The sequence below is a fragment of the Amycolatopsis sp. CA-230715 genome, assembly GCF_018736145.1.
GTDB lineage: Bacteria > Actinomycetota > Actinomycetes > Mycobacteriales > Pseudonocardiaceae > Amycolatopsis.
In genome coordinates, this window is sequence record NZ_CP059997.1 from 280,298 (window position 1) to 292,896 (window position 12,599).

General features: G+C 69.9%; 10 protein-coding genes. 6 read left to right on the top strand and 4 right to left on the bottom strand.

The genetic code is table 11. The annotated features are described in order from the left end of the window. Nucleotides 1–26 precede the first annotated feature (26 nt). The 6 genes from HUW46_RS01305 (at nucleotide 27) to HUW46_RS01330 (ending at nucleotide 7,137) form a co-directional block, all read left to right on the top strand. Nucleotides 27–590 (top strand): DUF3000 domain-containing protein, encoded by a 564-nt coding sequence (locus tag HUW46_RS01305; protein WP_215545511.1) that lies wholly within the window; start codon nucleotides 27–29, stop codon nucleotides 588–590. A gap of 75 nt (nucleotides 591–665) precedes the next feature. Further along, the gene (locus tag HUW46_RS01310; RefSeq protein WP_215545512.1) at nucleotides 666–1,313 is read left to right on the top strand and encodes a type 1 glutamine amidotransferase family protein; all 648 of its coding nucleotides are present in this window, start codon (nucleotides 666–668) and stop codon (nucleotides 1,311–1,313) included. A 316-nt stretch (nucleotides 1,314–1,629) separates the two neighbouring features. After that, the gene (locus HUW46_RS01315; protein WP_040406084.1) at nucleotides 1,630–2,346 is read left to right on the top strand and encodes a response regulator; all 717 of its coding nucleotides are present in this window, start codon (nucleotides 1,630–1,632) and stop codon (nucleotides 2,344–2,346) included. 68 nt (nucleotides 2,347–2,414) lie between these two features. Then, nucleotides 2,415–3,656, top strand: coding sequence for an HRDC domain-containing protein (locus HUW46_RS01320; RefSeq protein ID WP_215545513.1), 1,242 nt, complete (start codon nucleotides 2,415–2,417; stop codon nucleotides 3,654–3,656). A 185-nt stretch (nucleotides 3,657–3,841) separates the two neighbouring features. Then, nucleotides 3,842–5,032: a thiolase family protein gene (locus HUW46_RS01325; RefSeq protein WP_215549599.1), complete on the top strand. Its 1,191-nt coding sequence runs from the start codon at nucleotides 3,842–3,844 to the stop codon at nucleotides 5,030–5,032. Beyond that, the gene (locus HUW46_RS01330; RefSeq protein WP_215545514.1) at nucleotides 5,029–7,137 is read left to right on the top strand and encodes a 3-hydroxyacyl-CoA dehydrogenase NAD-binding domain-containing protein; all 2,109 of its coding nucleotides are present in this window, start codon (nucleotides 5,029–5,031) and stop codon (nucleotides 7,135–7,137) included. The genes HUW46_RS01325 and HUW46_RS01330 overlap by 4 nt, the downstream gene beginning before the upstream one ends. A 65-nt stretch (nucleotides 7,138–7,202) precedes the next feature. Here the strand turns inward: HUW46_RS01330 and HUW46_RS01335 are convergent, their stop codons facing one another. The 4 genes from HUW46_RS01335 to HUW46_RS01350 form a co-directional block, all read right to left on the bottom strand. Then, nucleotides 7,203–9,704, bottom strand: a complete 2,502-nt coding sequence (locus HUW46_RS01335; protein ID WP_442860959.1) for a PQQ-dependent sugar dehydrogenase — start codon at nucleotides 9,702–9,704, stop codon at nucleotides 7,203–7,205. 213 nt (nucleotides 9,705–9,917) lie between these two features. Then, nucleotides 9,918–10,742: an aldo/keto reductase gene (locus tag HUW46_RS01340; RefSeq protein WP_215545516.1), complete on the bottom strand. Its 825-nt coding sequence runs from the start codon at nucleotides 10,740–10,742 to the stop codon at nucleotides 9,918–9,920. A 26-nt stretch (nucleotides 10,743–10,768) separates the two neighbouring features. After that, entirely contained in the window at nucleotides 10,769–11,917 is a 1,149-nt protein-coding gene (locus HUW46_RS01345) for a sensor histidine kinase (RefSeq protein ID WP_254125691.1), read from the bottom strand. Continuing rightward, nucleotides 11,914–12,591, bottom strand: a complete 678-nt coding sequence (locus HUW46_RS01350; protein ID WP_215545517.1) for a response regulator transcription factor — start codon at nucleotides 12,589–12,591, stop codon at nucleotides 11,914–11,916. Before HUW46_RS01350 ends, HUW46_RS01345 begins: the two co-directional genes overlap by 4 nt. Nucleotides 12,592–12,599 lie beyond the last annotated feature (8 nt).

Sequence of the window (12,599 nt, forward strand, 5' to 3'; positions counted from 1 at the left end):
CGCCCTTCCCGCCTTACAGTCGAGCGGTGACCGCGATGACGCATGCGCCCGAGCTCTTCCGTGAAGCGGTCGCGGCGCTGCAAACCGTCCGGCCCCGGCCGGAGCTGACCCTCGAAAGCGTCCGCGCGCCGCAGCGCCTCGCTCCCTGGTCCTACGCGCTGAGCGGCGAGACCACCGGCCCCGCCGACGTGCTGGCCTCCGGCAGGCTGGTGCTCCTGCACGACCCCGAAGGCCAGGAGAACTGGAACGGCGTGCTCCGCATGGTCGTCTACGCCCGTGCCGAACTGGACCGCGAACTCGCCAGCGACCCCTTCCTCCCCGCGGTGGGCTGGTCGTGGCTGACCGACGCGCTGGAGGGCGCCGGTGCGCACCTGACCGCGCTGGGCGGCACGGTCACCGAAACCTCGTCCGCCCGCTTCGGCGACATCTCGGGACCGGCGCGGACCGACGACCTCGAACTCCGGGCCTCCTGGACGCCCACCGACGCCGAACTGCACTCCCACGGCGAGGCCTTCTGCCAGATGATGGCCAGCATGGCGGGGTTGCCGCCGGTCGGCGTGACCCTCTTCGAGCACCGGCAGAGCTCCTGAGGCTCGTTTCGTCTGGGGGTTTTGTCGGTCCCCCGCCGTAGCGTTCGCTCCAACCGAACCGGGAGGAGCGCCACCATGGCCACGTCCTACGCCTACCTGTACGTCACCGACACGCTCGCCGACTGGGAGATCGGGTACCTGACCGCCGAGCTCGACAGCGGCCGGTACTTCGCCGAGTCCGGCGCCAGGATGCCGGTCAGAACCGCGGGGCTGAGCCTCGACCCGGTCACCACCAAGGGCGGGCTCCGCCTCGTCCCGGACACCACCGTCGACCGGATCACCGCCGAGGACGCCGGTGTGCTGATCCTGCCCGGCGGGGACACCTGGCTCGAACCCGTGCACGACCCGGTGCTGGCCAAGGCCGTCGAACTGCTCGAGGCGCGCGTTCCGGTGGCCGCGGTCTGCGGGGCGACGATGGCGCTGGCGAACGCCGGGCTGCTCAACGAGCGCCCGCACACCAGTAACAACCTGGGGGCCCTGCAGGCACTGTGCCCTGGCTACGAGGGTGAAGATCACTTTCGTGGCGAGCCCGCGGTCACCGACGGTGACTTGATCACGGCCAGCGGCGTGGCACCGCTGCACTTCGCGAAGGCGGTGCTCGCGCGCCTCGGGGTGTTCTCCGAGACGGCGCTCGACGCCTGGTTCCGGTTGAACGCCGAGCAAGAAGAATCGGCCTATTTCGAGCTGATGGGTTCGCTTCCGCAACCGGCCACGGCACACTAGGCGGGTGACTCGGAAGCGGGGCTCGCGCGTTTGCACGCCTCATCTGCACGCGCCGTCAGCGGGTGCCAACCTTTGTTCATCGCGTCCGTTGAGTGGGATGTTAGCCACCGGCCGTGTACTAGCCCGATCGTGTGACTTCGACACCGGAACGTAACTACTCGATCAAGAGAGATACCCGTTCGATCCCCCCGCAGACCCTCTCGGGCGGCTAGAGTGCCTTCGACGACACCACTTTCGGTCTAAAGCTGGCGCGGCTGATTGGCCGAAAGTCCCGGTGCCGGTCGGGGGGCACGACCGACTCCAGGGAGGTAGTGACGTGGCTGCCGTCGGCTTATCTCAGGCCGTCAGATCCACGCCAGCCGGTGCTTTGCCGGCCAGCATGGTTCCGCATCCGCGGGAAGAACTTTTTTCCGTGCTGGTGGTCGATGACCACCCGCTTTTGAGGGAGGCGATTGCCGCTCGACTCGCACAGATGGGTGCGGGCACCGTTCACGAGGCCGCCACGGTGGCGGAGGCTCGAGCGAGGGCCACGGCCACCGGGCCGTGCGACCTCGCGATTCTCGACCTCGGTCTGCCCGATGGCAGTGGCATAGAGCTGGTTACGGAACTCCGTAGCCACGGCTGGCCCCGTGTCGTGGTGCTCGCTTCGTCCGACGACCCGTACGCGGTGCGGTCGGCGTTCCAGGCCGGTGCTCAGGCATACCTGCTCAAGTCCGCTTCGCCGGTGGTCGTCACCGACGGGGTGCGCAGGGTGCTCGAGGGCGGCGTGTACGCCGATCCCAGCGTGGCACCGGTACTGGCCACCGGCACCCGGGTAGCGGGCACCGACAACACCCCGCGCGAGCTCTCCGCGCGCGAGGTCGAGGTGCTGCAGCTCGTCGCCGACGGCCAGTCCAACAAGGAGATCGGCGAGGAACTCAGCCTCTCCGCACTTACCGTCAAGTCGCACCTGTCCCGGATCGGGCGCAAGCTCGGCACCGGCGACCGGGCGCAGATGGTGGCGTTGGCGATGCGCGCAGGCGTGATCCGCTGACGGAACGGAACGACCCGGTGGGACGGGCGGACCAGGCGCGGTGCGCCCGTCCCGTAGGGTCGTCAGCTGTGTCGACAGCGGAAGAGCACGGACAAGGCGAACCACCCGCACCGATCCTGCTGCGGGAGCCGGCAGACGGCACACCGCCCGTGGTCTCCGATCCCGTGGAGCTGGCGCGTGCCGTCGAGCTGATCGCCGCCGGGACGGGCGCCATCGCCGTCGACACCGAACGGGCCTCCGGGTACCGGTACTGGCCGAAGGCCTACCTCGTGCAGCTCAAACGCGAGGGCGCGGGCACCTTCCTGGTCGACCCGATCCCCCTCGAAGGCGAGCTCACCCCGCTCGCGGACGCCATCAACGGCGCCGAATGGGTGCTGCACGCCGCATCCCAGGACCTGCCCTGCCTCACCGAGCTGGAGCTGCGCCCGGCGAGCCTGTTCGACACCGAGCTCGCGGGACGCCTCGCCGGCCACGAGCGGGTCGCGCTGGGCACGCTCGTCGAAAAGCTGCTCGGCTACCGCCTCGAAAAGGGGCACAGCGCCGCGGACTGGTCCAAACGGCCGTTGCCGGTGGACTGGCTGAACTACGCCGCGCTCGACGTCGAACTGCTGGTCGAGCTGCGGGAGAAGCTCGAAGCCGAACTCGACGAGCAGGGCAAGCTGGGCTGGGCCCGCGAAGAGTTCGAAGCCGTCCGCACCGCGCCGCCGCCTTCGCCTCGCGCGGAGCCGTGGCGCCGGACCTCCGGAATCCACAAGGTGCGCACCGCGCGCGGCCTCGCCGGGGTGCGAGCGCTGTGGGAAGCGCGCGACGAACTCGCCCGCAAGCGCGACCGCGCGCCGAGCAGGGTGCTGCCCGACGCGGCGATCGTCAACGCCGTGCTCGCCGAGCCGAAAACGGTCGCGGACCTGCAGGCGCTGCCGGTGTTCGGCGGCAGGGTGCAGCGCCGGTACACCGCGAGCTGGCTGCGGTACCTCCAGGAGGCGCGCGCACTGCCGAAGGACGCCTTGCCGAGCGCGGCGCAGCAAAGCGACGGCCCGCCGCCGCCGAACCGGTGGGCGGACAAGGACCCGGACGCCGCGGCACGCCTCGCCGCCGCCCGCACGGCGCTGAACGGGATCGCCGCCGAGCTGAAACTGCCGGTGGAAAACCTGCTGCTGCCCGATCTGGTGCGGCGGACCTGCTGGAAGCCGCCGGCCGAGCGCGACGAGGACGGGGTCGACGAAGCGTTGCTCGCCGGCGGGGCCCGCCGGTGGCAGCGCGAGCTGACGGTGCCGGCGCTGAGCAAGGCCCTGCAGGCCACGGCGTCCTGAGCCGCTCCAGCCCGCGGCCGGGAACGCTCCCTCACCGGCTCGTGTGGTTTGCCCCACCCAACGGGGCCACCACCCTGGTTACCGACGGGTAACAAGGGCTAGGGTGCGGTGGTCGGCGATCCGCCAACCGGTTCGCCGCACCCGCAGATCTCATACGCAGAGGAGCACCCGTGTCAGCACGCGCAGTGCGCAATGTGGCCTTCGTCGAGGGGGTGCGCACCCCGTTCGGCAAGGCAGGCGAGAAGGGCATCTACGCCCAGACCCGCGCGGACGACCTGGTCGTCAAGGTAATCAGGGAGCTGCTGCGCCGGCACCCCGAGCTGCCGCCGGAGCGCGTCGACGAGGTGGCCGTCGCCGCCACGACGCAGATCGGCGACCAGGGCCTGACCATCGGCCGCACCGCGGCGCTGCTCGCGGGGCTGCCGAAGTCGGTGCCGGGCTTCGCCATCGACCGGATGTGCGCCGGGGCGATGACCGCGGTGACGACCATCGCGAGCGGGATCGGCTTCGGCGCCTACGACATCGCGATCGCGGGCGGCGTCGAGCACATGGGCCGCCACCCGATGGGCGAGGGCGTGGACCCCAACCCCCGCATCGTCGCCGACAAGCTGGTCGACCCGACCGCGCTGGTGATGGGCCAGACCGCGGAGAACGTGCACGACCGGTTCCCCGAGATCACCAAGCAGCGCACCGACGCCTACTCCGCGCGCAGCCAGGAGCGCTACGCCGACGCGGTCAAGGCGGGCAAGATCGGGCCGGAGCTGGTTCCGGTGGCCACGCGCCACGCGGAGCTGGGCTGGGGCCTCGCGACCGAGGACGAGCCGCCGCGCCCTGGCACCACCGTCGAGCAGCTCGCCGGGCTCAAGACGCCGTTCCGCCCGCACGGCCGGGTCACCGCGGGCAACGCGGCGGGCCTCAACGACGGCGCGACCGGCGCGATCCTCGCCGACGAGGACACTGCGCGCGAGCTGGGCCTCCCGGTCGCGATGCGGCTGGTCGGCTACTCGTTCGCCGGGGTCGAGCCCGAGGTGATGGGCATCGGCCCGGTTCCCGCGACGGAGAAGGTGCTCGCCCGCACCGGTCTGTCCATTTCGGACATCGGGCTGTTCGAGGTCAACGAGGCGTTCGCCGTGCAGGTGCTCGCCTTCCTCGACCACTTCGGGATCGCAGAGGACGACGAGCGCGTGAACCCGTGGGGCGGCGCGATCGCGTGCGGGCACCCGCTGGCGTCCTCGGGCGTGCGGCTGATGACCCAGCTTTCGCGGCAGTTCGCCGAGCACCCCGAGGTGCGCTACGGCATCACGACCATGTGCATCGGGATCGGCATGGGCGGCACGGTCATCTGGGAGAACCCGGCTTGGGAGGGTGGAAAGTGATCACCGAGGAACAGGCCAGGACGGCCTTCCCCGACGAGGTCGTGACGAAGGCGGCCACCAGGCTGGTTTCGGTACCCGGCCTCGACGGCCAGGTCGCGCTCATCACCATCGACAACGGCCACGACCACACCCGGCCGTCGACGTTCGGGCCGCAGAGCCTGGTGAGCCTGAACGCCGCCTTCGACGAGGCGGTCGCGGCCAAGCCCGCGGCCATCGCGGTCACCGGCAAGCCGTTCATCTTCGCCGTCGGCGCGGACCTGTCCGGGGTCGAGCAGGTGTCCGACCCGGAGCTGGCCACCCAGATCGCGCAGAGCGGGCACGACGTGTTCCGCCGCTTCACCGACTCCGAGATCCCGACCTTCGCCTTCGTCAACGGCGCGGTGATGGGCGGCGGGCTCGAACTGGCGCTGTCGTGCCATTACCGGACGCTGTCGGAGAACACCGCCGCGGTGTCGTTCCCCGAAGTGTTCCTCGGTCTCTTCCCCGGCTGGGGCGGCACGCAGCTGCTGCCGAACCTGATCGGGCCGGACGCCGCGGTGACCGTGATCATCGAAAACGCGCTCAACCAGAACAAGATGCTCAGCGTGGCGAAGGCGGCCGAGCTCGGCATCGTCGACGAGGTGCTCGGCTCGGCCGACTACCTGGAGCAGTCGCTGCTGTGGCTGGCGAAGGTGCTGCGCGGCGAAATCACCCCGCGGCGCAAGGAAATCGACCGCGGGGCTGGCTGGGACGCCGCGATCGCCCGCGCGAAGTCCATTGTGGACGGGAAGACCAAGGGCGCGTCGCCCGGTGCCACCAAGGCGGTCGAACTGCTGGAGCTGGCCAGGGAGAACGATCTCGACCGCGGGTACGCGGCGGAGACCGAGGCGCTCGCCGGGCTGCTGATGACCGACACCCTGCGCGCCGGGCTCTACTCGTTCAACCTCGTGAACAAGCGCGCGAAGCGTCCCGCCGGCGCACCGGACAAGTCGCTGGCCCGCAAGGTGGGCAAGATCGGCATCGTCGGCGCCGGCCTGATGGCCAGCCAGATGGCGCTGCTGTTCGTGCGCAGGCTCAAGGTTCCGGTGGTGCTCACCGATGTCGACCAGGCCCGCGTCGACAAGGGTGTGTCCTATGTGCACGGTGAGATCGACAAGCTGCTCGCGAAGGGGCGCACTTCCCCCGACGGCGCGAACCGGTTGAAGACACTGGTTTCCGGCTCGCTGGACAAGGCCGCGTTCGCCGACGCGGACTTCGTGATCGAGGCCGTGTTCGAGGAGCTCGGCGTCAAGCAGCAGGTGTTCGCCGAGCTGGAGCAGCACGTCCGGCCCGACGCGATCCTCGCCACGAACACCTCGTCGCTGTCGATCAGCGCGATGGCGTCGAAGCTCGAACACCCCGAGCGCGTCGTCGGTTTCCACTTCTTCAACCCGGTCGCGGTGATGCCGCTGCTGGAGATCGTCCGCGCGGACAAGACCGACGACGAAACGCTCGCCACCGCGTTCTCGCTCGGCAAGCAGCTGAAGAAGTCGAGCGTGCTCGTGAAGGACGAGACCGCGTTCGTGGTGAACCGGCTGCTGCTGCGCTTCGTCGGCGAGGTGCTGGTCGCGATCGACGAGGGCACCCCGTTCGAGGTCGCCGACGCCTCGCTCGACCCGCTCGGGCTGCCGATGTCGCCGATGACGCTGATGCAGCTCGTCGGGCCCGCGATCGCGCTGCACGTCGGCGAGACGCTGCACGGTTCGTTCCCCGACCGGTTCTCGGTCAGCGAGAACCTCCGCCGGTTCGTCGAGGCGAAGAAGACCGCGGTCTGGCAGTGGGACGACAAGGGGAACCAGAGCATCGACCCCGAGGTCGCCGCACTGTGGCAGCAAGGGGACCGGCCGTCCACCGCGGACGAGGTCCGCGAGCGCGCGCTGGCCGCGATCTCCGAGGAGATCCGGATCATGCTCGACGAGGGCGTGGTCGCCGAGGCGCAGGACATCGACCTGTGCCTGCTGCTCGGCGCCGGCTGGCCGTTCTGGCTCGGCGGCATCACGCCGTACCTCGACCGTTCGGGAGTGTCCGAAAAGGTCAACGGCAAGCCGTTCCTCGCGCCGGGAGTCGCTTCGGTTCCCACGCGCTGACCCGATCGGTCCACAGTAGACAAGACGCCCACCGCCACACCGGCGGTGGGCGTCTTCGTCCGCCGCTACTGCGCGGCGCTGGACTTCCCGTGCAGCACGGTGTTCGCGCTGCTGCCGTTCTTGATCGCGGTTTCGATCTGCGCCATCGACGAACTCGGACTCAGGCCGGGCACGGTCGCCGTTTTCACCGCGTACAGCGTGAACGCGTACGGGTGCGACGAACCGCCGGGGCACGGGCCGAAGAACTGCTGCGCGGTGGCGCCGCTGCCCATCGCCTTCTGCTTGGCGCCGCCCTGTCCCGGCACGGTGTACCCGGCGCCGAGGCCCTCCGGCAGGGTCAGCGCCGAGGCGGGGATGTCCCAGATCGCCCAGTGCAGCTTGGTTCCGTTGTTCGCCTTGTCGGCGAACACGATCGCGTAGGACTCCGCGGCGTCCCCACCGGTCCCCCAGGCCAGCGGCGGCGACGGGTCCTGGCCCGCCTTGCCGTCACCGGCGCAGGTGTACTTGTCGGGGATGGTGGCGTTGTCCTGGAACGCCGGGCTGGTCAGCTTGAACTCACCGGGGCCGGACGACCCGCCGCCGGAGAACTTCAGCCGCACGATGACGTTGTCCAGGCTGCTCGGCGAGCCGCCGTTCTTGTCGTCGTTCGTCGAGGACAGCCACGCGCCGCCGTCGGGCGTCTTGACGATCGTGCGCAGCCTGCCCCACTGCCCGTTGAAGAACGCCTTCGACGGGCCCACGTCATCACCCGCGTCGTTGATCTTCATGACGTACAGCCGCGCGCCCTTCATCGCGGCCATGTAGATGTAGTCGCCGAAGATCTCGATGGCGCTCGGGGAATTCGAGCTGGTCGACCAGGTCTGCTTGGGGCCGACGCAGCTTTGCCCGCTCGGGCAGTCCGGGTAGCCGTAGTTCTTGCCCTTCTGAATGAGGTTCAGCTCGTCGACGTCGCTGTCGCCGAGTTCGGACTCCCACAGCTGGCCCTTCTTGTCCCACGCGAGCCCCTGCGGGTTGCGGTGCCCGTAGCTCCACACCGCGTTGCCGAACGGGTTGTCCGCGGGGATCGAGCCGTCCGGGTTGATCCGCAGGATCTTGCCGTTGAGCGATTTCTTGTCCTGGCCGAGCGCGGGCTGTTCAGCGTTGCCCGCGGTGGCGTACAGCTTGCCGTCCGGGCCGAACCGGATCCGGCCGCCGTTGTGGTAGTGGCTGCGCTTGATCCCGGACAGCACGACCTCGGAGGTGGTGCCGAGCTTGCCGTTCTCGTACTTCATCCGCACGATCCGGTTGTCACCCGAGGTGGTGTGGAAGACGTACACGTAGTGGTCGGTGGCGAAGTTCGGGGACACCGCGACGCCAAGCACGCCGCCTTCACCGCCGGTGGTCGCGGCGCCGGGAACCTTCCCCAGCACCGTTTTCTGGCCGTCGAGGGTGACTCGGACGATCTCGAACCGGTCGCGCTCGGCCACCAGCGCGGACTTGTCGGGCAGGAAGTCGATGCCCCACGGCAGATCCAGCTTCGCGATCTGCCTGTCGAAGATCGGTGTGCTGTAGTCCGGTTCGGACGAGCCGGGATCCTTGGCGGTCTTCACCTTCAGCTCGGCGCTGGCGGCGGAGAGGTTGCCCGCGACGTCCTTCGCCTTGACCGCGTAGGTGTACTCCGTTTCCGGCTTCAGTCCCGAAATCGCGGCGTTGGTGTCGGTCGTGCTCGCGACCTTCGCGCCGCCTTGGTAGACCTCGTAGCCCGCGACCTTCTCGTTGTCGGTCGAGGCGTCCCAGGTGAGGCTCACGCTGTCGAAGCCGACGCTGGCGGTGGCCAGGTGCTGCGGCACCGACGGCGGTTCCTTGTCGTTGCTGGGTTTCGTGGTAACCTCGCGCCGGTTGCTCGCCTGCGACGGGTTGCCCGCCGCGTCGTAGGCCAGCACCACGAGGTCGTAGGTCGTGCCGGGCGTGAGCTCGGTCAGCGTCGCGGTCGTGGTGTCGCCCGGCACGGTCTTGAGCGGGTTGCCGCCGTTCTCCACCACGTACTTCGCCACGCCCACGTTGTCCGTCGAGGCGTCCCACTTGACCGCGATCGTGGTTTGCTGGACGTCGGTCTCGGCGAAGTTCGACGGCGGTGTCGGCGGTTCGGTGTCGGTACCGCCGGAGACGGAAAGCTTGTCGGTGTTGGGCCCGCCGTTCGCGGTGGTCGCGACCGCCTTGACCTTGTTGGCGCCCGCCTTGAGGCTCGCCTTCACCGTTTTCGACTGCCAGTTCGCCCAGTCGCCGGTGCCGGGGAAGGACAGCGCCTTCGACACCACGGTGCCGTCGACGCTGATGTCCATCGGCCGATCGGCCGCCGTGCCGTTGGCGAACCGGATCGCCAGGTCGGCCGGACCGGCCGCGGCGACGTTCACGGTCCACTCGACCGCGCTGCCCTTGGTGTTGTCGTAGTTGACGAACCCGCGCCCGGAGAACCCGGGGTGGTTCGACTCCACGGCGCCGCCGGTGATGACGGCGTCTTCGGCTTCGTAGTCCGTGGCCGCCGGAACGGCTGCCGGTTCCGGCGCGGCCGCGAACGCGGGTGTCATGACGGCCAGCGCCGTCGCGACGAGTGCGGCGCCTGCGGTGAGCAGACGCCGTGGACGGGTTACCACTGCGGTCCTCCTGCGTGCTTCGTCGGAAGGTCGGCGCTGTGGCGGCGGCTGGCGAGCGACGGCGGATCGCCCAGCTAAATAATAAAGTTTCCTAACGAAGAGAACTAATAGTCCGTCCCCGCCCCGGTGTCAATGCTCGGGCCCGCTTCAGGAACCGAGCCGGTCGGGATCGGGGCCCAGCCGCGTCCCCGACTCCAGCGCGGCGAACCCCGCGATGTCCGACGAGTCGAGCTCGAAGTCGAAGATCGCGATGTTCTCCTCGATCCGTTCCCTGGTCACCGACTTCGGGATCACCACGTGGCCCATCTCGATCTGCCAGCGCAGCACGACCTGCGCCGGTGTCCTGCCGTGCTTGCGCGCGACCGTGGTGACCACCTGGTCGCCGAGCAGCTCGCCGCCGCGGGCCAGCGGGCTCCACGCCTCGGTGACGATCCCGTGCTCGTCGTGGAACCCGCGCAGCTCCGCCTGCTGAAGGTGCGGGTGCAGCTCGATCTGGTTCACCGCGGGCACGACCCCGGTCTCGTCGAAGAGCCTGCGCAGATGGGGAACCTGGAAGTTCGACACCCCGATCGCGCGGGCGCGGCCGTCGCCGAGGATCTTTTCCAGCGCGCGCCAGGTTTCGACGTACCGGTCCCGCGCGGGCAGCGGCCAGTGGATCAGGTACAGGTCCACGTAGTCGAGCCCCAGCTCCCCCAAGCTGGTGTCGAACGCCTTCAGCGCGCGATCGTGGCCGTGCTCGGTGTTCCAGAGCTTCGTGGTCACGAAGACCTCTTCGCGCGGCAGCCCGCTCGCGCGCACGGCCGCGCCGACACCGCGCTCGTTCGCGTACAGCGTCGCGGTGTCGATGCTCCGGTAGCCCGCTTCGAACGCGGTGTGCACCGCGCGTTCGACCTCGTCGTCGGGGATCTTGTACACGCCGAAACCGAGCACGGGCATGGCGACATCGTTGTTCAGCTTCCGGGTGGGGACCATGACCCGAACCTAACCCGCGTCCGCCGTCACGGCACGGCGGGGAACCGCACGACTACGAACAGCCCGCCGCCGACCACCGGTTCCGCGCTGACCGAGCCGCCGTGCGCCTGCACCGCGGCGCGCACGATCGACAACCCGAGCCCCGCGCCGGACCGCGCGGTCCTGGCCACGCCCGCGCGCCGGAACGGTTCGAACAGCTCGGGCACCGCGGCCGGGTCGACGAGCCCGCCGGAGGACCGCACGGCCAGCACCACACCGTCCTGCCCGGCCTGGGTGGTCACTTCGATCCAGCCGCCGTCGACGTTGTGGCGCACCGCGTTTTCGAGCAGGTTGCCCGCGACGCGTTCGAGCAGCGCGGGATCCCCGACCGCGAACGCGGGCGCGGTGGCGAATTCGGTGCGCAGCCGCCGCCGCTCGGCCTCCCCGCGCGCGGCGCGCCACGCGCTGTCCACCACGGCGGCGAGGTCGACGTGCTCGGCGACCACCAGCCCGGCGCCGTCGGTGCGGGCCAGCAGCAGCAGGGACCCGACGAGTTGTTCGGCGCGTTCCGTCGCATCGCGCACCACCCCGGCCATGCGGCGCAGTTCCGCCTCGTCAGCGTCCTCATCGGACAGTGTGACGTCCAGTTCGGTCCGGATCACCGACAACGGCGTCCGCAGCTCGTGGCTCGCGTTCGCGACGAAGTGCCGCTGCGCGTCGAACGCGGCCTGCAGCCGGTCGAGCATGGCGTCGAAGGTCGCCGCCAGCTCCGCCAGTTCGTCCTTCGATTCGAGCCTGCCGATCCTGGCGCCCATCGACTCGACCGAAAGGCGCCTCGCGGTACCGGTGATCTCCCGCAGCGGCCGCAGCACGCGCGAGGTGAACGTCCAGGCGAGGATCGCGGTGGCCACCACCACGCAGCAGAACGCGATCGACCCGGCCAGCAGCACCTTGTCCCTGGCGTGCTCGCGCAGGTGCGCGGCGAGTTCCGAGGCGTCGAAGTCCGTGCCGTCGACCCGCACCGTGGTGTTCGGCGGCATCTGCGGGACAGCCGCGACCGAATCGCCGACCAGCGTCCACGCCAGCCACAGCAGCACGAGGCTGACCGCGGCGGCGAGACCGGTGGCGAGGAGGGTGATGCGGGCACGCAGGCTGCGCGCGCCCACCAGGCCCGCGGAAAGGTCGCGGAGGTTCACCCGGCTTTCGTACCAGAGCCGGGAACGCGGTATCCCGAGCCCACCACGGTTTCGATGATGCCGGGCTCACCGAGCTTCTTCCGCAGGGTCATCACGGTGACCCGCACGGTCGTGGTGAACGGGTCGGCGTTCTCGTCCCACACGCGTTCGAGCAGTTCCTCGCTGCTGACCACCGATCCGCTGGCCGACAGCAGGACTTCGAGCACGCCGAACTCCTTGCGGGTGAGCTCGACGGGGCCGCTTTCGCGCCGCACGGTGCGCTTCGCCGGGTCCAGCTCGACGTCGCCCGCGACGAGCAGCGGCGGCGCGGCGGGGGTCGCCCTGCGGCCGAGCGCGCGCACCCTGGCGACGAGTTCCGGGAACGCGAACGGCTTCGCGAGGTAGTCGTCCGCGCCGAGGGAAAGCCCTTCCACGCGATCGGACACGGTGCCGCTCGCGGTGAGCATGAGCACCCTGGTCAGCTCGCCGGAGGCGACGATCTCCTTGCACAGCTCGTCGCCGGGCATGCCGGGCAGGTCACGATCGAGCAGCACCACGTCGTACCGGGTGACGGTCGCCTTTTCGTGGCCATCGTCGCCGTTGAGGGCGACGTCGACGGCCATTCCCTCGCGACGCAGTCCGCGCGCGATCGCCTCGGCGAGGGGTTCTTCGTCTTCCACTACCAGAATCCGCACGAGACCAA